Origin of the sequence: Micromonospora chersina, assembly GCF_900091475.1 — a bacterium.
Lineage (GTDB): Bacteria > Actinomycetota > Actinomycetes > Mycobacteriales > Micromonosporaceae > Micromonospora > Micromonospora chersina.
The window spans coordinates 2,780,621-2,799,445 of the sequence record NZ_FMIB01000002.1; the positions used below are offsets into that span (position 1 = coordinate 2,780,621).

The window sequence follows — 18,825 nt, forward strand, 5'->3', positions numbered from 1 at the left end:
GACCTCACTCGTGCACTTGAAGCCTGGTCATTTCAGGGACTTCATCGTGTGCTCATGTCGGTCGTCCTACCTTGCTAGCGACCCTCGGCCGGTCGGGTTGACCGGTCGTCGGGGTTTGCGCGTCAACGTGCTCCGCGAGCGGACCGTGGTCGAGGACCCCGGTGATGCGCAGTGCCCGCCCGAAGGCGCGGCGCCGCACCGCCTGCGCGAAGCAGGCCGGATCCGGGTGCATGTTCGCTCCCCGACCCGGCAGTCTGCGAGCCGGATCAGGCCGGAGGCTGTAATGACCAGCCTCGTCCCCGACCGCGACCATCCGCAGCAACTCGCTGGCCGGCGCTCGCTTCCGGCAGCCCACACAGGTGCGCTCCGGCAGCGCGCGTCGTGCCACTGGAGGAAGTCTACCCCTAGCTGCTCGAGATCGCGCCGCCCGCCTCGGGAACGTGATCAGCTCCGCCCCGGCCGGGCGCCCCGCTCTGCTCGGCGTCGGACCGGATGTCGATCCGCCAACCGGTCAAGCGGGCCGCGAGCCGGGCATTCTGCCCTTCCCGTCCGATGGCCAGCGAGAGCTGGAAGTCCGGGACGGTCACCCGGGCGGTCCGGCTGGCCAGGTCGACGACCTCCACCCGGAGCGCCTTGGCCGGCGAGAGCGCGTTGCCGACGAAGGTGGCCGGGTCGTCCGACCAGTCGATGATGTCGATCTTCTCGCCGTGGAGCTCGCTCATCACGGCGCGGACCCGCTGGCCCATCGGGCCGATGCAGGCGCCCTTGGCGTTGACCCCGGGGGCGGTCGAGCGCACCGCGATCTTCGTGCGGTGACCTGCCTCACGCGCGATGGCGCCGATCTCCACGGTGCCGTCGGCGATCTCGGGGACCTCCAGGGCGAAGAGCTTCTTCACCAGCGCGGGGTGCGACCGGGACAACGTGATCTGCGGACCGCGCATTCCCTTGGCCACGTGCACCACGACGCAGCGGATCCGCTCGCCGTGCGCGTACCGCTCGCCGGGGACCTGCTCGGACTGGGGCAGGACGCCCTCCAGCTTGCCCAGGTCGACGCTGACGATGCCCTTCTCGGCCCGCGCCTCGTGCGCCTGCACCACGCCGGTGACCAGGTCGCCGTCGCGGCCGACGTACTCGCCGAAGTGCACCTCGTCGGTGGCCTCCCGCAGCCGCTGGAGGATCACCTGCTTGGCGGTCATGGCGGCGATCCGGCCGAAGTCGTGCGGGGTGTCGTCCCACTCCCGGACCACACTGCCGTCGGCGTCCACCTCCTGGGCGTACACCGAGGCGGCACCGGTCTTGCGGTCGATCTCCACCCGGGCGTGCGGCTCGGCGCCGTCGGTGTGCCGGTAGGCGGTCAGCAGCGCGGTCTCGATCGCCGCGAGGATCGTGTCGAACGGGATCTCCCGCTCGCGCTCCAGGGCGCGCAGCGCCGCGAGGTCGATGTTCACCTCTCCTCGTCCTCCAGATCTTCGTCGTCGTCGATGTCGGTGTCGTCACCGAAGTCCTCGTCGGACACCTCGTCCAGGCGGTGGAACTCCACCTGGACCCGGCCGGGCCCCAGCTCGGCGTACGGGTGCTCGGCGCGACCGGCGTCGGTCTCCAGCGCCACGCGCTCGTCGTCGGCGGCGGCGATCCGCCCGGTGACCTGCCGGTCCCCCTCGGGGCCGCGGACGGTCACCTTGACCAGCCGGCCGGCGTTGCGCCGCCAGTGGCGCGGCAGGGTGAGCGGGCGGTCCACGCCGGGCGAGCTGACCTCCAACTGGTACTCGCCGGCCACGATGTCGCCGCCGGCCTCCTCGGCGGCGTCCAGCGCCGCCGAGACCGCCCGGGAGACGTCCGCGACGGCGTCGAGGTTGATCCCGCCGTCGGCGTCCACGATCACCCGGACCACGTGCCGGCGCCCGGCGCGGGACACGGACAGGTCCTCCAGGTCGTAGCCGGCGGCGGTGACCACCGGCTCGATCACCTCGCGCAGCCGCGCCCTGCGGGCGTTCAGGTCGCCGCGGGGTGCGCCGCCCCGGTCCGCGCCACGGGGGCCGTCGGACCGGCGGGGGCGCCCGGAGGGCCCCGTCGGCCGGGTGGCACGGCCACGCTGCGTCATTCGGCGCACCTCTCTGCTGTTGCCACGGACCCGGGGGCCCGGTCGTCTCACTGCCCGGGCGGGCCGGTCGGCCCGCCATGCCGGCACGCCACCGGGGCGTCCGCGCCCCGGTGGCTGCGCAGAGCGTAACGCGCGGGCCGGGCGGCGGCCCGGGCGGCGCACCGACGCCACTGGCCCACAGCGCGCCGGAGATGGTGTTGACTTGTCCGGTGGCGACGGGCAGAACAACGACGGACCAGGGCGCACCGGGACATTCCCGGCGGATGCTGCTGCGCGCCGGGGCGCTGCTGGCGCTCGGCGGCGCGGCCGCGCCGCTGACCGGCTGTGATCTTTTCGACCGCGACGACGAGTCCCGGACCCCGGATCCGCTGGAGCCGCTCGCGGCCGAGGCCACCGCGCTGGAGGCCCGCCACCGGGCCGCCGCCACCGCGGTCCCGGCGCTGGCCGAGCGGCTCACCGCGATCGCCGACGCGCACCGGGCGCACGCCGAGGAGCTGCGCAAGGCGATCGGGCGGCCGGCCCCGTCCGGCAGCCCCGCCGTTGCGCCGTCGGCGGCCCCCGCCGACCCGGACACGGTCCGCGCCGAACTGCGGCAGGCCGAGCAGGAGGGGCGGGACAACGCCGCGAAGGCGTGTGCGGCGGCGCCCGCCGAGCGGGCCGCGCTGCTCGGCTCGATCGCGGCCGCCCGGGCGACCCACGTGGAGGCGTTGAAGTGAGCCCGACCAGCGGCCCGGCCCAGGCCCTCGGCGACGCGCTCGCCGCCGAGTACGCGGCGATCTGGGCGTACGGGGTGATCGGCGTGCACCTGACCGAGGCGGCCCGCTCCGCCGCCCGCGCCGCCGAGGCGGCGCACCGGTCCCGCCGGGACGCCCTCATCCTCCAGCTCAGCTCCGGTGGCGGTCAGGTCCCCGCCGACCGGGCCGGCTACGCGCTGCCCTACCCGGTCACCGACCGGGCGAGCGCGCTCAAGCTGGCCGTGGAGATCGAGGAGCGGACCGCCGGCCACTGGCGGGCGGCGCTGCCGCACACCACCGGGGCGGACCGGAACAAGGCCCTCGCGGCGCTCACCGACTGCGCGCTGCGGGCCACCCGCTGGCGGCGCACCGCCGGGGTGACACCGGTCACCGTCCCGTTCCCCGGCCGCCAGGCCTGAGCGCAGGCCCTGGTCACCCGCCGGAGCCCTGCGGTTGCGGACCGCATACCAGGTATGCATACTCCACGCCATGTCCATCCGCCACGGCCTGCTCGCCCTGCTCGAGCGCGGCCAGATGTACGGCTACCAGCTCCGCTCGGCGTTCGAGGAGTCGACCGGGTCGACCTGGCCGCTGAACATCGGGCAGGTGTACACCACGCTGGCCCGGCTGGAGCGCGACGGCCTGGTCCGCTCGCTGCCGGAGAGCGAGGCCGGGCAGCGGCCGTACGAGATCACCGACGCCGGGCGGGCGGACCTGGCGCTGTGGTTCGCCACCCCGATCAGCCGGGCCGACCGGCCCCGCGACGAGCTGTCGATCAAGTTGGCCCTGGCCCTCACCACCCCCGGCGTGGACGTCCGCGCGGTCGTGCAGACCCAGCGCAGCGCCACCATGCGGGCCCTCCAGGAGTTCACCCGGTTGAAGTTCGCCAGTGACAAGCCGGAGGACCTGCCCTGGCGCCTGGTGCTGGACGCGATGATCTTCCAGGCCGAGGCCGAGGTCCGCTGGCTCGACCACTGCGAGACCAGCCTGGTCCGCCACCGCCCGGCGCCGAGCCGGCCGGCCACCCAGCCGGAGGCGGTGGACCGGGCCGACGAGGAGGCCCGGCGGTGACCGCGGGAGGTCGACCCGTGAACGGGGTGCTGGAACTGCGGGCGGTGCACCGGACCCACGGTGCCGGCGAGGCCGCCGTGCACGCGCTGCGCGGGGTGAGCCTCACCGTGGCCGCCGGCGAACTGGTGGCGGTCATGGGCCCCTCCGGCTCGGGCAAGTCCACCCTGCTCGCCCTGGCCGGCGGGCTGGACCGGCCGACCGGCGGCGAGGTGCTGGTCGAGGGCGAGGCCCTCGGCGGCCTGCCCGCCCGCGACCTGGCCCGGCTGCGCCGCCGCCGGATCGGGTACGTCTTCCAGGACCTGAACCTGCTCGGCAGCCTCACCGCCGTGGAGAACGTGGCGCTCCCCCTCGAACTGGACGGCGCCGGTGTCCGGGCGGCCCGCCGGCTCGCCCTGGCCGCGCTCGCCGAGGTGGACGTGGCCGGGTTGGCGGACCGGTTCCCCGACCAGATGTCCGGCGGCCAGCAGCAGCGGGTGGCGATCGCCCGCGCCCTGGTCGGCGAGCGCCGCCTGGTCCTCGCCGACGAGCCCACCGGCGCACTCGACTCGCAGGCCGGCGAGGCGGTGCTGCACCTGCTGCGCCGCCGGGTCGACGCCGGGGCGGCCGGGGTGCTGGTCACCCACGAGGCGCGGCACGCCGGCTGGGCCGACCGGGTGGTCTTCCTGCGTGACGGGGTGCTTGTCGACTCGACCGCGCCGCTGGTCGGCGTCGAGCACCTGCTCAGCGGTAGCGGTCGGTGAACCGGGGCCGGCTCGCCGCCACGCTCGGGTCGTGGCGGGCCGCGCTGCGGATCGCGCGGCGGGAGGCCCGCCGGGCCCGCCGGCGTACGGCGCTGGTGCTGGCGATGATCGCCCTGCCGGTGCTCGGGTTGAGCTTCGCCGCGGCGAGCTACGACATGGCCGAGCTGACCCGGGCGGAGCAGGTGGACCGGCGGCTGGGCGACGCCGACGCGGAGCTGCGCTGGGGTGACCTCAGCCCGATCGTCCAGGACGCCTGGGGCGAGGGCTCCTGGCCGGTCCAGGGCGATCCGGTGTCCCGGACCCGCCCGGCGACGACCGACGAACTGCGGGCGCTGCTGCCCGCCGGCACCCGGCTCACCCGGCTGCGCCGGTGGGTTCCGTTCGAGGTGCGGATCAACGCGAAGAGCGTCGCGTTCGACGCCCGCTCCGTCGACCTGACCGACCCGATCAGCCGGCCGCTGGCCACCCTGCGCGAGGGCCGGCGGCCGACCCGCCCCGACGAGATCGCGGTCAGCCGGGCCGCGCTGCGCCGGCTCGGCGTCCGGCTCGGCGCGCCGGTGCGGACGGTCGAGGGCTCGACCTACCGGGTGGTCGGGGTGGTGGAGTTCCCGGACAACCTCGGCGAGGTGGTGGCGCTCCGGCCGGAGCTGCCGCCCGGGCCGCTCGGCCCGGGGGACGAGAGCTGGCTGGTGGACCTGCCCGGGCCGCTGGACGGGGCGCTTGTCGACCGGCTGAACGCCCGGGGCGTCCTGGTGGCCGCCCGGAAGCCGCTGCCCGGCCGGGAGGAGATCGGCGCCGGCCCGGACCTGCCCGACGCCGAGGAGACCGGCAACGTCGTGCTGGTCGGCGGGCTCGGCCTGCTGGAGGTGGTGCTGCTGGTCGGCCCGGCCTTCGCGGTCGGCGTACGCCGCCGGCGGCGCGACCTCGCCCTCGTCGCGGTGGCCGGCGGGGACGCCACGCACCTGCGCCGGATCGTGCTCGCCGACGGGGTGGTGCTCGGCGCGGGCGGGGCGGTGGTCGGCCTGCTGCTGGGCACCGGTGCCGCGCTCGCGGGGCGCCCGCTGGTCGAGCAGTTCCTGCTCCAGCAGCGCTTCGGCGCGTACCGGGTCTTCCCGGCGGCGCTGGCGGCGATCGCCGTGGTGGCGGTGCTGGCCGGGGTGCTGGCCGCGCTCGCCCCGGCGTGGGCGGCGGCCCGGCAGGACGTGGTCGCCGGGCTGGCCGGCCGGCGCGAGCCGCCCCGGCCACGTCGCCGCTGGCTGGTGCTCGGGGCGCTGCTCACGGTGGCCGGCGCGGCCGTGGCCGCGTTCGGCGCCACCCGGACGGCCCCGACCGGCGTCCTGGCCGGGGTGGTGCTGGGCGAGCTGGGCCTGGTCTTCTGCACCCCGACGCTGATCGGCGTCCTGGCCCGGGCCGGGCGGCTGCTGCCGCTGGCGCCCCGGCTGGCGCTGCGCGACGCCAGCCGCAACCGCTCGTCGGCCGCGCCCGCCATCTCCGCCGTGATGGCGGCGGTGGCCGGCAGTGTGGCCCTGGGCGTCTACGTGGCCAGCGACGACGCCCGGCAACGGGCGGCCTGGCAGCCCGGTCTGCCCCCGGGCCACGTGCTGCTCCAGCGCACCGACGGGCGGACCACCGGCACGCTGCCCACCGCGGACGAGGTGGCGGAGCGGGTCCGGGCGGTCCTGCCGGGCGCCACGGTGGTGCCGGTCGCGGCCGCGGAGTGCGCCCGGCCGGCGACCCCCGAGGACTACTGCGTCGCCACCGCGGTGCGCCCGCCCGAGCAGCGCTGCCCCTACGACCCGGTCGACCCGGGGCACGCGGCGGCGCGGAAGGACCCGCGCTGCGTGCGGCCGTTCCGCGAGCCGAGCGACCTCTACCTGCCGGCGCTCGTGGACGACGGGACGGGGCTGCCCACGCTGACCGGCGCCCCGGCCGGGGAGGTGGCCGCGGCCCGCCGGACCCTCCAGGCGGGCGGGGTGGTGGTCACCGACCCCCGGCAGTTGGTGGACGGCCGGGTCCGCGTGGAGGTCAGCCACGGAACGACCGCCCCGACGGCCGACGGCACCTTGCCCGGGTACGTGCTGCGCGGCGGCCTCCCGGTGGACCGGCTGGTCCTCTCCCCCGCGGCGGCGGCCACTCTCGGCCTGGCCGCCGCGCCGCTGGGCTACCTGGTCGACACCGCCAACCCGCCCACCGACCGCCAGCGGGACCGGCTGGCCGCCGAGCTGAGCGGTGTCGCCCCGCTGGCCGTCCAGGTGTCGGCGGCCGGGCCGCCGTCCGACCAGCGCCCGCTGCTGCTCCTGCTGGCCGGCGCGGCCGGCGTGATCACCCTCGGCGCGGCCGCGGTGGCGACCGGCCTCGCCGCCGCCGAGGGCCGCCGGGACCTGTCCACCCTCGCCGCGGTCGGCGCCGATCCCCGGGTACGCCGGGTGCTGTCGCTCTGCCAGGCCGGGGTGATCGCGGGGCTCGGCTCGGTGCTCGGCATCCTGGCCGGCCTCGGCTCGGCGGCCATCATCCTGGTCTCGCTCAACCGGCGGTACGCGCAGTCCTGGCCGGTGGAGCCGCCGTACCCGCTGGTGGTGCCCGGGTCGACGCTGACCGTGCTCGTGGTCGTGCCGGTGGTGGCCATGGTCGGGGCGGCCCTGCTCACCCGGTCCCGGCTGCCGGTGGAGCGCCGGCTGGACTGACGACCCTCGATCCGCTCCGACCGGTCGGGGGGTGTCGCGGGCGGGGCGCGGCCGGCACACTGGGCGGGTGTCCGCCGTGCAGTCCCTCACCCGCCGTCTCGGTCACCAGAAGTGGTTCGCCGCCACCATGCGCCTGCTCGTCCCCGCCGACCGGCTGGTCGGCCGGCTGACGAAGGGACGCGTGGTCGCCTTCGGGCTGGTGCCCTCGCTGGTGCTCACCACCACCGGCCGCCGCTCCGGCAAGCCGCGCAGCAATCCCCTGCTCTACGTGCCGGACGGCGACGCGTACGTGGTGATCGGCTCGAACTGGGGGCAGCAGCACCAGCCCGCCTGGTCCCTGAACCTGCTGGCCCAGCCGGCCGCCGAGGTCGACGTCAAGGGGCACCGGGTCCCGGTGCGCGCCGAGCCGATCAGCGGTGAGGAGCGGGAGCGGCTGTTCACCCGGCTGGTCGCCGAGTGGCCGGCCTACCGCACGTACGTGGAACGGGCCGGCGGCCGGGAGATCCGGGTGTTCCGGCTGGTCCCGGTGGGCGAGCCGGCCGCCTGACGCCCGGGCGCGGCGAGCCGGCGGTGCCGGTCCGGCTGGCTAGGGTGGTGGTCGGTCGACGCGCGCCGGGTCGCCGCCGGGCGGGCCGCGCGCGGAACGGAGGTGGACCGTGGACGCCAGCGGCGCCGGGCTGGACACCGACCGGCACCTGGACGATCCCCGGTGGCGGGTCGCCGAGCGGGTGAGCGACGCGGCGTTGCGCCGGTTCCCCGCGGACGTCCTCGCGGTCGCGGTGCACGGCCCGCTCGCGCACGGCGACGACGACGGGGGCGGCAACGGCGAGGTGGGGCTGCTCGTGGTCACCTACCGGCCGGGCGGCGGGCCGTCCCCGGCCACCCGCCGGGTGGACGGGGTGCTTGTCGACCTCACCGTGGCCGGCGCCGACGACTACCTGCGGCAGGCCACGGCGATCACCGCGCTCTGGCCGCTCACCGCCGACCGGTACGTCACCACCCGCGCCCTGCACGACCCGACGGGCTGGCTGCGGACCCTCCGCGACGAGCACCTGGCCCGGCTGGCCCGGGCCCGGCCCGCCGAGTTCACCGACGCGGCCCGGCAGGCGTGGTACCGGGGCAGCGCGGCCCACGCCCGGGCGCTGCGGCTGGCCGAGTGGTACGAGACCGACCAGGCGCTGCTCATGCTCGGCGAGGCCCGGCTGGCCGCGGCCACCGTGCAGGGGCTGCTCAGCCGCACCTACTTCCGGGACCCGGGTGACGCGGTGCGGCGCACCGGCCTGGCCGGGGCGGACATGACCGAGGTGGGCACGGTGCTGGCCCGCCAGGCCGAGGAGCTGACCGCGCGGGGCCGCCCGGTCGACGGCACCGTGGACGACCTGCTCGGCGGCTGACGCCCGCGGGGCCTGTCAGCCGATCCCGCCCTGGATGCCGATCAGCGCGCCCACCAGATAGGTGGCGCCGGCCGCGAGGGCGCCGAGCAGCAACTGCCGCAGCCCGCCGGCCCACCAGGGGCGGTTGGTGAACCGGGCCACGATGGCGCCGGCCACGAAGAGCCCCACCCCGCCGACGCCGAGCGCCAGCGCCAGGCTCGTGAAGCCGAGCAGGTAGGTGATCAGCGGCACCAGCGCGCCGACCGAGAAGCAGAGGAACGAGGAGACCGCCGCCGCCCACGGGCTGGGCTGCTCGTCGGGGTCGACGCCCAACTCCTCCCGGACGTGCACCCGCAGCGCCTCCTCCGGGTTGCGCCGGACCGCCTCGGCGACCTGCGTGGCCAGGTCCCGGGGCAACCCCCGGGCCACCCACGCGTCGGCCAGCTCGCGGGCCTCCGCCTCCGGGTGCCGTTCCAGCTCGCGCCGCTCCTTGGCCACCTCGGCGGCCACCTGCTCGTTGGCCGAGCGGACGCTCGTGTACTCGCCCAGCCCCATCGAGATGGCGCCGGCCACCAGGCCGGCCGCGCCGGTCAGGACGACGCTGCGCGGGGAGACCCCGCCGCCGCCGACGCCGGCGATCAGCGCGATGTTGGTGACCAGCCCGTCCATCGCCCCGAACACCGCCGGCCGGAGCCAGCCGCCGGACACGTCCGCGTGGTGCGCCTCGCGCAGCGCCGCCGGGGTGTCGGTCACGGCAGGGTCAGGATCTCGTAGCCGTCGTCGGTCACGACGATGGTGTGCTCGAACTGCGCCGTCCACCGGCGGTCCTTGGTGACCACGGTCCAGCCGTCGTCCCACATGTCGTACTGGTGCGTGCCGAGGGTGATCATCGGCTCGATGGTGAAGGTCATGCCGGGCTCCATCACGTCGGTGGGGCGCGGGCTGTCGTAGTGCGGCACGTAGAGGCCGCTGTGGAAGGACTCGCCGATGCCGTGGCCGGTGAAGTCGCGGACCACGCCGTAGCCGAACCGCTTGGCGTACGACTCGATGACCCGGCCGATGACGTTGATCTGCCGGCCCGGGGCGACCGCCTTGATCCCCCGCATCATGGCCTGGTGGGTCCGCTCGACGAGCAGGCGTGCCTCCTCGCTCACCTCGCCCACGCAGAAGGTGGCGTCGGTGTCGCCGTGCACCCCGCCGATGTACGCGGTGACGTCGACGTTGATGATGTCGCCGTCCTGGAGCACCGTGGAGTCCGGGATGCCGTGGCAGATGACCTCGTTGAGGCTGGTGCAGCAGGACTTCGGGAAGCCCTTGTAGCCCAGCGTCGAGGGGTACGCGCCGTGGTCGCAGAGGAACTCGTGGACCACCTTGTCGATCTCGTCGGTGGTCACCCCCGGCTTGCAGTGCTCCCCGGCGAGCTGGGTGGCCTGGGCGGCGAGCCGGCCGGCGATCCGCATCTTCTCGATGGTCTCCGGCGTCTGCACGTGCGACCCGCGCCACTCCTGCGGCCGCTTCTTGCCCACGTACTCGGGACGCGGGATGTGGGCGGGGACCGCTCGCCACGGGGAGAGCGTGCCTGGGGTCAGCGGCGCACGGACGGTCATGACGACAGCCTATCGCCGGGCCCCCGGTGACCCCCGCCACGGCCCGCTCGCCCAGGTTGTTGCCGCGCCGCAAGCGCTGTGCCATTGTTGCTCCGTGGATCAAGGGGGCGCACCGCCCGTCTTCTCCGCGACCGCGGAGCTCGACGGTGATCAACTGCGCGTCCGCGTGGCCGGCGAGGTCGACATGGCGACCGCCGACACCATGTACCGGACCGTCCTCGGGGAGTCCGCCCGGCACGTCACGCTCGACCTTCGGTCGGTGACCTTCTTCGACTCGGCCGCGATCCATGCGCTGGTCCGGCTGGCCCAGCAGTTCCCCGGCACGCTCACCGTGCTGCCGTCCCGGCAGGTCCGCCGGGTGCTGGAGATCTCCGGCCTGGGCGAGCAGGACTGGCTGGCGCCGGCCTGAGAGCCCGCCGCCCGCCGCGGCCTCAGTCCGCCAGCCGGCGGCGCAGGACCAGCTCGGTGCCGTTCTCCGTGCGGGTCACGCTCATCTCGCCGAGCGCCTGGATCAGCGCCAGGCCGCGACCCCGGAAGCTCGACCCGCTGGACTCCCGCCACCGGCCGCTGTCGCGGATCGTGGCGGTGACCGTCCGGTCCTCGATGGTGACCTCGACGCCGATCGTCGGCTCGGCCGGGGCGACCGGGTGCTCGATGGCGTTGGCGGCAGCCTCGGAGATGGCCACCGTGAGGTCGAACAGATCGGTCTCACCGACGTGGTGAGCGACCAGGAAGTCCTCCAGCCGCTTGCGCAGCACGCTGAGCCGCGTCGGGTCGGCCGGCAGCCGCAGCGCGAAGCGGTTCAGCTCGGTCGCCTCCAGCGCCAGCACCGCCACGTCGTCGTGCCGGGTGCGCCCGGCGACCCGCTCGACCACCGCGTCGACCAGATCGGCCACGTGCTCGCCCGGGGTCGCCGCGTCCGCCCGGAGCTCGCCGAGCCCGGCGTCGATACCGGCCTGCCGGTCCTCGATCAACCCGTCGGTGTAGAGCAGCAGCCGGCCGCCGGGGGCCAGCTCACCCTCGACGGTCCGGTACGACGTGCCGGGGATCGCCCCGACCGGCGGCCCGAGCGCCCGGTCGTGCAGGAACACCGCGTCTCCGTCCCGGATCAGCAATGGTGAGGGGTGGCCCGCGCTGGCGTACCGGAGCCGGCCGGTGCGCGGGGAGAACCGGAGGCAGACCACGGTGGCGAACGAGCCGCCCTCGGTGGAGCCGACCAGCCGGTTGAGCCGGGTCAGCGCCTCGCCCGGGTCGTAGCCCTCCAGCACGTACGCCCGCAGGGCGTTGCGGAGCTGGCCCATCGCGGCGGCGGCCCGCACCCCCTTGCCGACCACGTCACCGATCACCAGCACCAGCTCGTCGTCGGCGGTGCCGATCACGTCGTACCAGTCGCCGCCGACCTCGACGTCGGCGCTGCCCGGCAGGTAGCGGCTGGCCACCACGGCGCCGGGGAGCTGCGGCAGGGTCCGCGGCAGCAGGCTGTGCTGGAGGGTGGTGGCGATCCGGTGCTCGGCCTCGTAGAGCTGCGCGTTCTCCAGCCGCACGCCGATCAGCCGGGCCAGCTCGGTGAGCGCCGCCTGCTCGGCGCCGCCGTCCTCCCGGCGCCAGACGCGCAGCTCACCGAGCTGCTCGCCGGTGGTGCCGACCAGCGGCAGCACCACGGACGGCTCGGCGGAGACGTCCCCGCCGCCGTCCGCCTCGTAGCGGGCGCCGGTGGCCGTGACCACCACCCGGGCGGCCTCGGCCAGGCTGAGCGCGTGCCGCGCGGCGACCCGCACCACCTCGGCGGTCGACCGGGCGGTGTTGATCGCCACGGCGGCGTCGGCGAGCGCCCGCAGCCGGCGGACGATCTGGCCGCGAAGCTGGCCCAGCTCGACGTTGGCCCGGACCCGCGCGATCAGCTCCTGGCTGGAGAACGGCTTGATGAGGTAGTCGTCCGCACCGACCGCGAGCCCGGCGACCTCCTCGGCGGCGCCGGCCCGGGCGGAGAGCAGCACGATCGGCACCCCCCGGGTCACCGGGTTGGCGCGCAGCGCGGTGACCAGCCCGAAGCCGTCCAGCCGGGGCATCATCACGTCGGACAGCACCAGGTCGAACGGGGAGTCGACGGCCAGCCGCAGCGCCTCCACGCCGTCCGGCACCGTGACCACCTCGTACGACGGGGAGAGCAGCCGGCTCACGTGCTCCCGCAGGTCGGCGTTGTCGTCGGCGACCAGGACCCGGCCCGCCCCACCCGGCACGCCGACCGGCTCCGGCAGCCCACCCGGCCGCGCCACCTCGTCGGTCCAGAGCGTCGTCTCCGCGACGTAGAGCCGGGCCTGCTCGGGCTCGCTCAGCGGCACCGGGGCGAGGGCGGCCACCCGGTCGGCGGGCAGGTGCGCGTACCCGAACGGCAGCCGCACCGTGAAGGCGCTCCCCCGGTCGACGGCGCTGTGCGCCTCGACCGTGCCGCCGTGCATCTCGACCAGTTCGCGGACCAGGGCGAGGCCGATGCCGGTGCCCTCGTGGGTGCGGGAGCGGGCGCCGGGCACCCGGTGGAAGCGCTCGAACACCTGCGGCAGCTCCGCCGGCGCGATGCCGACGCCGGTGTCGGCCACCTCCAGCACGGCGACGCCGTCACGGGCGCGGACCCGGACCCGGATCTCGCCCTCGAAGGTGAACTTCACCGCGTTCGACACCAGGTTGAGGACGATCTTCTCCCACATGTCCCGGTCGACGTAGACCGGCGCGGGCAACGGCGGGCAGTCCACCACCAGGCGCAGCCCGGCCCGCTCGGTGACCGAGCGGAAGGTGCTCGCCAGCCGTGCGGTGTAGTCGGCCAGATCGGTGGGCTGGTAGCGGGCGGCCAGCCGGCCGGACTCCAGCCGGGAGAAGTCGAGCACGGTGTTGACCAGCCGGAGCAGCCGCAGCGCGTTGCGGTGCATCATGGCCAGCCGGTCGAGGTACGGGTCGGGCAGGTCGCGGTCGGCGAGCAGGTCCTCCAGCGGCCCGAGCACCAGGGTGAGCGGGGTGCGGAACTCGTGGCTCACGTTGGCGAAGAAGTTGGTCTTGGCGCGGTCCAGGGCGGCCAGCTCGGCGGCGCGGGCCCGCTCCTGCTCGTACGCCCGCTGCTTGCCGACGGCCCGGGAGACCTGGGCGGCGACCAGGTCGGCGAAGTGCCGGTAGTCGTCGGTGAAGGGCAGCCGGCGGGCGACTCCGAGCAGCAGCGCGCCGGCCAGCTCGTTGGTCGCCGTGAGCGGCAGCAGCAGGGCCTGATCGGCGGCGTCCGGCGGCACCGCGCCGAGCAGGTCGGCGGTGGAGACCCAGCGGGGCTTCTCCGGGGACCCGCCGCGGCGTGGGGGTCCGCCGGCCACCGTTCCGGGGTCCACCCCGGCGCAGCCGGCCAGCGCCGGGACCCCGTCCTCGTCGTGCAGCCAGACGGCGCTGAACGGCACGTCGGCCCGGTGCCCGTCGAGCACCTGGGCGACGGCCCGGCCCAGCTCCACGGTGCTGCGCACGTCGGCCAGCTCGGTGCCCAGCTCGGCCAGGGCGCGCAGCCGGCGCTCGCCGACGACCCGGCCGGTGGTCTCGTTGACGAAGCAGAACACGCCGCTCACGCTGCCGTCGGCGTCCCGGATCGGGTCGTACGAGACGTCGAAGTAGACGTCCTCCAGGAAGCCGTGCCGGTCGAGCACGAAGGGATGGTTCTCGCCGCGGTAGGGCACGCCGGTGCGGCGCACCCCGTCGAGCAGCGGTCCGAGCACGTCCCAGGTCTCGGCCCAGTACCGGCGGGCGGACTGGCCGAGCACCGCCGGGTGCTTGTCGCCGATGGTGGGCCGGTAGGCGTCGTTGTAGAAGGCCAGGTGGTCCGGGCCCCAGAACATCACGATCTGGGCGCGCGAGGAGAGCATGGTGCTGACCGCGTGGCTGAGCGAGGGGGGCCAGCGATGCGGGGCGCCGAGCGGGGTGGTGGACCAGTCGAAGCCGCGCAGCCGCTCGCCCATCTCGCCGCCGGCGGCGAACGCCGCGGTCAGCAGTGGAGAGAGTTTCGCCTCCCCGGTCCCCGAGGACGAACGATCGACGTCCCCGCCCCCCTGGGCCGAGCCCATGCAGCCTCCCGCTTCGGCCATGTCCACGACGACCGGCGCGATCACGCCGGTCGTCCCCGGCTACTACCCCGACGGAGGAGCAACGTAACGCATGTCGCCGGTCGGACGCTGGTTACCTACGCCTCATCCTGACGCAACCGGCGGCCGGGGGCGAGTCGGGCGGGGCGGGGCCGGTGCGGCGCCGGCCGCGGCGCGGACCAGCGCGGCGACCGGCCGCGGATGGGCGTCGTTCTCCGGGTGCCACTGCACGCCGAGCAGGAAGCGTCGCGCCGGATCCTCCACGGCCTCCACGACCCCGTCGTCGGCCCAGCCGGTCACGGCCAGGCCGCCCGGGTCGGCCACCCCCTGATGGTGGTACGAGTTGACCTCGTCCACCCCGGCCATCACGGCCCCGGCCAGGCTGCCGTCGGCGAACCGGACGGGATGCGACCCGTACACCCCGGGGGCCGGGCGGTGGCGGTCGTGCCCGACGACGTCCGGCAGGTGCTGGTGCAGCGAGCCGCCGTAGGCCACGGCGAGCAGCTGCATGCCCCGGCACACCCCGAGCACCGGCAGGTCGGCGGCGAGCGCGGCGGTCAGCAGCGCCAGCTCCCCGGCGTCCCGGTCCGGGCGGCTCTCGGTGCGCGGGTCGGGCGGCCGGCCGTACCGCTCCGGGCCGACGTCGGCGCCGCCGGCCAGCAGCAGCCCGTCGAGCACCCGCAGCACGTCGGCGTCGGTGTCGTCCGGGGGCAGGACCACGGCCCGGCCGCCGGCCGCCGTCACCGCCCGGACGTACGCCTGCGGCACCAGCGCCGCCGGCACGTCCCGCCACACCGCCCAGGCGGCCGGCTCGACGTACGCGGTGACGCCGATCACGGGACGTCGGCTCATAGGGGTGTGACGTACGCGCCGGTGATCCCGCCGTCCACCACGAACTGCGCGGCGGTCATGAACGAGGCGTCGTCGCTGGCCAGGAAGGCCACCGCGGCGGCGATCTCCTCGGGGTTGCCGAACCGGCCCATGGGCACGTGGACGAGGCGGCGGGCGGCGCGCTCCGGGTCCTTGGCGAACAGCTCCAGCAGCAGCGGGGTGGCGACCGGGCCGGGGCAGAGCGCGTTGACCCGGATGCCCTCCCGGGCGAACTGCACGCCCAGCTCCCGGGTCATCGCCAGCACCCCGCCCTTGCTCGCCGTGTACGCGATCTGCGACGTGGCCGCGCCCATGAGCGCCACGAACGAGGCCGTGTTGATGATCGAGCCCTTGCCCTGCCGCCGCATGTGTGGGATCGCGTACTTGCAGCAGAGGTAGACGCTCGTGGTGTTGACCCGCAGCACCCGCTCCCAGGCGTCCAGCCCGGTCTCCAGGATCGAGTCGTCGTCGGGCGGGGAGATGCCGGCGTTGTTGAACGCCACGTCCACCCGGCCGTGCCGCGCGGCCACCCCGTCGAAGAGGTCGCGCACCGCCGCCTCGTCGGCCACGTCGGCGGCCACGAACTCGCCGGCGACCTCGTCGGCGGCCCGCTTGCCCGCCTCGGCGTCGATGTCCACGCAGACCACCCGGGCCCCCTCGGCGGCGAACCGCCGTACGGTGGCCAGGCCGATGCCGCTGCCCGCCCCGGTCACCACCGCGACCCGGTCCTGAAGCCGTCCCTGCATCTCACTCCTCCGTGCTGATGAACACGTTCTTGACGTCGGTGAAGGCGTGCAGCGCGTCCGGGCCCAGCTCCCGGCCGAGGCCGGAGCGCTTCATCCCGCCGAACGGGGTCCAGTAGCGCACCGAGGAGTGCGAGTTGACGCTGAGGTTGCCGGACTCGACCGCCCGGGCCACCCGCACGGCGCGGCCCACGTCCCGGGTCCAGATCGAGCCGGAGAGGCCGTACTCGGTGTCGTTGGCCAGGCGGATCGCATCCGCCTCGTCGTCGAACGGGAGCACCGACACCACCGGGCCGAAGATCTCCTCCCGCCAGTGCCGGTCGGCCGGGGAGTCGGCGAGCAGCACGGTCGGGGCGTACCAGAAACCGGCGCCGTCGGGGCGGGCGCCGGTGAAGGCGACCTTCGCCCCGTCGACGTACCCGGCGACCCGGTCCCGGTGCCCGGCGGAGATCAGCGGGCCCATCTCGGCGGTCTCGGCGGCCGGGTCCTCGACGCGGAACGCCCGCACGGCCGGTTCGAGCAGTTCCAGGAAGCGGTCGTACGCCGATCGCTGGACCAGGATCCGGGAGCGCGCGCAGCAGTCCTGGCCGGCGTTGTCGAAGACCGCGGCCGGCGCGCTGGCCGCCGCCTTCGCCAGGTCGGCGTCGGCGAAGACCAGGTTGGCGGACTTGCCGCCCAGCTCCAGCGTCACCCGCTTCACCTGGGCGGCGCAGCCGGCCATGATCCGGGTGCCGACCTCGGTGGAGCCGGTGAAGCAGACCTTGCGGACCGCCGGGTGGGTGACGAACCGCTCGCCCACCACGCTCCCCTGGCCCGGCAGCACGGTGAACACGCCCTCCGGCAGGCCGGCGTCGAGAGCCAGCTCGGCGAGGCGCAGCGCGGTCAGCGGGGTCAGCTCGGCCGGCTTGAGCACCACCGTGTTGCCGGCGGCGAGCGCCGGGGCGAAGCCCCAGCCGGCGATGGGCATCGGGAAGTTCCACGGCACGATCACGCCGACCACGCCGAGCGGCTCGTGGAAGGTGACGTCGAGCCCCCCGGGCACCGGGATCTGGTGTCCGGTCAGCCGCTCCGGCGCGCCCGCGTAGTAGTCGAGAACGTCCCGGACGTTGCCGGCCTCCCAGCGCGCGTTGCCGATGGTGTGCCCGGCGTTGCGCACCTCCAGCAGCGCCAACTCCTCCCGGTGCGCGTCGACCACGGCGGCGAACCGCCGCAACAACCGCGCCCGGTCCCCCGGCGCCACCGTTCGCCACGTCTCGAAGGCGGCCGCCGCCCGCCCGATGGCCGCGTCGGTCTCGTCGAGCGAGGTGGCCGGCACCTCACGCAGCGCCTCACCGGTCGCCGGGTTGATCACCTGGGTCACGCGCCCCACCCTTCTCCTGGCCGACGGGGAGCGCAAGGTCAGAGGCGCTCGAAGCCACGGGTCAGCTCCCAGTCGGTGACGGCGGCGTCGAAGGCGGCCAGCTCCACCCGCGCGTTGTTGGCGTAGTGGGCGACCACCTCGTCCCCGAAGGCGTCCCTCGCCGTCGCCGAGGACTCCCAGAGGGTGAGGGCGTCCCGGAGCGTCCCGGGCACCCGCTCGGCGTCCCCGTCGTCGTACGCGTTGCCGCCGCACTCCTCGCCCAGTTCCAGCTCCCGCTCGATGCCGTGCACCGCGCCGGCCACCAGCGCGGCGATCGCCAGGTACGGGTTGACGTCCGCGCCCGGCACCCGGTTCTCCACCCGCATCCCCTGGCCGTGCCCGACCAGCCGCAGCGCGCAGGTGCGGTTGTCGGTGCCCCAGCGCAGCGCGGTCGGGGCGAACGAGCCGGGCTGGTAGCGCTTGTAGGAGTTGATGTTGGGGGCGAAGAGGAGGCTGAACTCGCGCATGGTGGCGAGCAGCCCGGCCAGCACCCGCTGCCCTGTGACCGACAGGTGCGCCGGCCCGTCGCCGAGCATGGCCGAGCGGCCGTCGGCGTCGCGCAGCGAGAAGTGGATGTGGCAGGAGTTGCCCTCCCGCGCGTTCGGCTTGGCCATGAAGGTGATCGACATGCCCTCCTGGGCGGCGATCTCCTTCGCCCCGTTCTTGTAGATGACGTGGTGGTCGGCGCAGGCCACCGCCTCGTCGTAGCGGAAGGCGATCTCGTGCTGCCCGAGGTTGCACTCGCCCTTGGCGCTCTCCGGGACCAGCCCCGCGCCGGCCATCTGGTTGCGGATCCGGCGCAGCAGCGGCTCCACCCGGGCGGTGCCCAGCAGCGAGTAGTCCACGTTGTACTGGTTGGCCGGGGTCAGGTCGCGGTAGCCGCGCCGCCACGCCTCCTCGTACGAGTCGCGGAACAGCACGAACTCCAGCTCGGTGCCGGCGTACGCGGTCAGCCCGTGTGCGGCCAGCCGGTCGAGCTGGCGGCGCAGGATCTGCCGGGGCGACGCGACCACCGGGCCGGAGCCGTCCAGCCACTCCAGGTCGGCCAGGAGCATCGCGGTGCCGGGCTGCCAGGGCACCCGGCGCAGGGTGTCCAGGTCGGGCCGCATGGCGAAGTCGCCGTAGCCGCGTTCCCAGCTCGACATGGCGTACCCGTCGACGGTGTTCATGTCGACGTCCACGGCCAGCAGGTAGTTGCAGCCCTCGCTGCCGTGCGCGACCACCTGGTCGAGGAAGTACGGGGCGTGGAAGCGTTTGCCCTGGAGGCGGCCCTGCATGTCGGTCAGCGCGAGCACCACCGTGTCGATCTCGCGCTCGGCGACCGCGACGCGCAACTGTTCCAGCGTGAGCGGAGCTTTCCTCATCGGCGCGCCTCCATCACCAAGGTCTACTGGCAG

At 75.3% G+C, this 18,825-nt stretch carries 18 protein-coding genes; 8 read left to right on the plus strand and 10 right to left on the minus strand.

Annotated elements, in window-relative coordinates:
- Positions 1–52: 52 nt before the first annotated feature.
- The 3 genes from GA0070603_RS12595 to rimP are packed head-to-tail and all read right to left on the minus strand — an operon-like array spanning position 53 to position 2,101.
- A complete protein-coding gene (locus GA0070603_RS12595; RefSeq protein WP_091312207.1) occupies positions 53–388 on the minus strand; it encodes a YlxR family protein in 336 nt (111 codons plus the stop codon).
- A gap of 16 nt (positions 389–404) precedes the next feature.
- Positions 405–1,448 (minus strand): transcription termination factor NusA, encoded by a 1,044-nt coding sequence (gene nusA, locus GA0070603_RS12600; protein ID WP_091312210.1) that lies wholly within the window; start codon positions 1,446–1,448, stop codon positions 405–407.
- On the minus strand, positions 1,445–2,101 hold the full coding sequence (gene rimP, locus GA0070603_RS12605) for a ribosome maturation factor RimP (protein WP_091312213.1): 657 nt from the start codon (positions 2,099–2,101) through the stop codon (positions 1,445–1,447). Before rimP ends, nusA begins: the two co-directional genes overlap by 4 nt.
- Before the next feature lie 266 nt (positions 2,102–2,367).
- Here rimP and GA0070603_RS12610 point away from each other — a divergent pair, with 266 nt between their 5' ends.
- The 7 genes from GA0070603_RS12610 to GA0070603_RS12640 all read left to right on the plus strand — a co-directional run bounded on the left by GA0070603_RS12610 (position 2,368) and on the right by GA0070603_RS12640 (position 8,724).
- Positions 2,368–2,817, plus strand: coding sequence for a hypothetical protein (locus GA0070603_RS12610; RefSeq protein ID WP_208863034.1), 450 nt, complete (start codon positions 2,368–2,370; stop codon positions 2,815–2,817).
- A complete protein-coding gene (locus GA0070603_RS12615) occupies positions 2,814–3,254 on the plus strand; it encodes a ferritin-like domain-containing protein (RefSeq protein WP_091312216.1) in 441 nt (146 codons plus the stop codon). The genes GA0070603_RS12610 and GA0070603_RS12615 overlap by 4 nt, the downstream gene beginning before the upstream one ends.
- A gap of 70 nt (positions 3,255–3,324) precedes the next feature.
- Positions 3,325–3,906: a PadR family transcriptional regulator gene (locus tag GA0070603_RS12620; RefSeq protein ID WP_091312219.1), complete on the plus strand. Its 582-nt coding sequence runs from the start codon at positions 3,325–3,327 to the stop codon at positions 3,904–3,906.
- Positions 3,907–3,923: 17 nt separating this feature from the next.
- Complete coding sequence (locus tag GA0070603_RS12625; RefSeq protein WP_244282509.1) at positions 3,924–4,646, plus strand: ABC transporter ATP-binding protein; 723 nt, start codon at positions 3,924–3,926, stop codon at positions 4,644–4,646.
- Positions 4,643–7,330 carry an FtsX-like permease family protein gene (locus GA0070603_RS12630; protein ID WP_091312226.1) on the plus strand — a complete coding sequence of 896 codons (2,688 nt, stop codon included), beginning with the start codon at positions 4,643–4,645 and terminating at the stop codon, positions 7,328–7,330. The genes GA0070603_RS12625 and GA0070603_RS12630 overlap by 4 nt, the downstream gene beginning before the upstream one ends.
- 67 nt (positions 7,331–7,397) lie before the next feature.
- The gene (locus GA0070603_RS12635; RefSeq protein WP_091312228.1) at positions 7,398–7,877 is read left to right on the plus strand and encodes a nitroreductase family deazaflavin-dependent oxidoreductase; all 480 of its coding nucleotides are present in this window, start codon (positions 7,398–7,400) and stop codon (positions 7,875–7,877) included.
- A 109-nt stretch (positions 7,878–7,986) separates the two neighbouring features.
- Positions 7,987–8,724, plus strand: a complete 738-nt coding sequence (locus tag GA0070603_RS12640) for a nucleotidyltransferase domain-containing protein (RefSeq protein WP_244282510.1) — start codon at positions 7,987–7,989, stop codon at positions 8,722–8,724.
- 15 nt (positions 8,725–8,739) lie between these two features.
- Here GA0070603_RS12640 and GA0070603_RS12645 read toward each other — a convergent pair whose 3' ends face one another.
- Positions 8,740–9,456, minus strand: a complete 717-nt coding sequence (locus GA0070603_RS12645; protein WP_091312233.1) for a VIT1/CCC1 transporter family protein — start codon at positions 9,454–9,456, stop codon at positions 8,740–8,742.
- Positions 9,453–10,310 carry a type I methionyl aminopeptidase gene (gene map, locus GA0070603_RS12650; RefSeq protein WP_091312236.1) on the minus strand — a complete coding sequence of 286 codons (858 nt, stop codon included), beginning with the start codon at positions 10,308–10,310 and terminating at the stop codon, positions 9,453–9,455. Before map ends, GA0070603_RS12645 begins: the two co-directional genes overlap by 4 nt.
- 94 nt (positions 10,311–10,404) lie before the next feature.
- On the opposite strand from map, the gene GA0070603_RS12655 reads away from it, so the two are divergent.
- The gene (locus GA0070603_RS12655; RefSeq protein ID WP_244282511.1) at positions 10,405–10,719 is read left to right on the plus strand and encodes an STAS domain-containing protein; all 315 of its coding nucleotides are present in this window, start codon (positions 10,405–10,407) and stop codon (positions 10,717–10,719) included.
- A gap of 22 nt (positions 10,720–10,741) precedes the next feature.
- On the opposite strand, the gene GA0070603_RS12660 is transcribed toward GA0070603_RS12655, so the two are convergent.
- The 5 genes from GA0070603_RS12660 to GA0070603_RS12680 form a co-directional block, all read right to left on the minus strand.
- Complete coding sequence (locus tag GA0070603_RS12660) at positions 10,742–14,398, minus strand: SpoIIE family protein phosphatase (protein WP_091321892.1); 3,657 nt, start codon at positions 14,396–14,398, stop codon at positions 10,742–10,744.
- A 123-nt stretch (positions 14,399–14,521) separates the two neighbouring features.
- Positions 14,522–15,268 carry a gamma-glutamyl-gamma-aminobutyrate hydrolase family protein gene (locus GA0070603_RS12665; RefSeq protein ID WP_091312242.1) on the minus strand — a complete coding sequence of 249 codons (747 nt, stop codon included), beginning with the start codon at positions 15,266–15,268 and terminating at the stop codon, positions 14,522–14,524.
- Positions 15,265–16,032, minus strand: coding sequence for a 3-oxoacyl-ACP reductase (locus tag GA0070603_RS12670; protein ID WP_091312246.1), 768 nt, complete (start codon positions 16,030–16,032; stop codon positions 15,265–15,267). The genes GA0070603_RS12665 and GA0070603_RS12670 overlap by 4 nt, the downstream gene beginning before the upstream one ends.
- Position 16,033: 1 nt before the next feature.
- The gene (locus tag GA0070603_RS12675) at positions 16,034–17,389 is read right to left on the minus strand and encodes an aldehyde dehydrogenase family protein (protein WP_091312250.1); all 1,356 of its coding nucleotides are present in this window, start codon (positions 17,387–17,389) and stop codon (positions 16,034–16,036) included.
- A gap of 38 nt (positions 17,390–17,427) precedes the next feature.
- Complete coding sequence (locus tag GA0070603_RS12680; RefSeq protein WP_091312253.1) at positions 17,428–18,792, minus strand: glutamine synthetase family protein; 1,365 nt, start codon at positions 18,790–18,792, stop codon at positions 17,428–17,430.
- Positions 18,793–18,825: the final 33 nt, after the last annotated feature.

Coding starts and splice junctions, on each gene's coding strand:
- rimP (WP_091312213.1), bottom strand. CDS start 2,101: ATGACGCAGCGTGGCCGTGCCACCCGGCCGACGGGGCCCTCCGGGCGC.
- GA0070603_RS12620 (WP_091312219.1), top strand. CDS start 3,325: ATGTCCATCCGCCACGGCCTGCTCGCCCTGCTCGAGCGCGGCCAGATG.
- map (WP_091312236.1), bottom strand. CDS start 10,310: ATGACCGTCCGTGCGCCGCTGACCCCAGGCACGCTCTCCCCGTGGCGA.
- GA0070603_RS12660 (WP_091321892.1), bottom strand. CDS start 14,398: ATGGGCTCGGCCCAGGGGGGCGGGGACGTCGATCGTTCGTCCTCGGGG.
- GA0070603_RS12665 (WP_091312242.1), bottom strand. CDS start 15,268: ATGAGCCGACGTCCCGTGATCGGCGTCACCGCGTACGTCGAGCCGGCC.
- GA0070603_RS12670 (WP_091312246.1), bottom strand. CDS start 16,032: ATGCAGGGACGGCTTCAGGACCGGGTCGCGGTGGTGACCGGGGCGGGC.
- GA0070603_RS12680 (WP_091312253.1), bottom strand. CDS start 18,792: ATGAGGAAAGCTCCGCTCACGCTGGAACAGTTGCGCGTCGCGGTCGCC.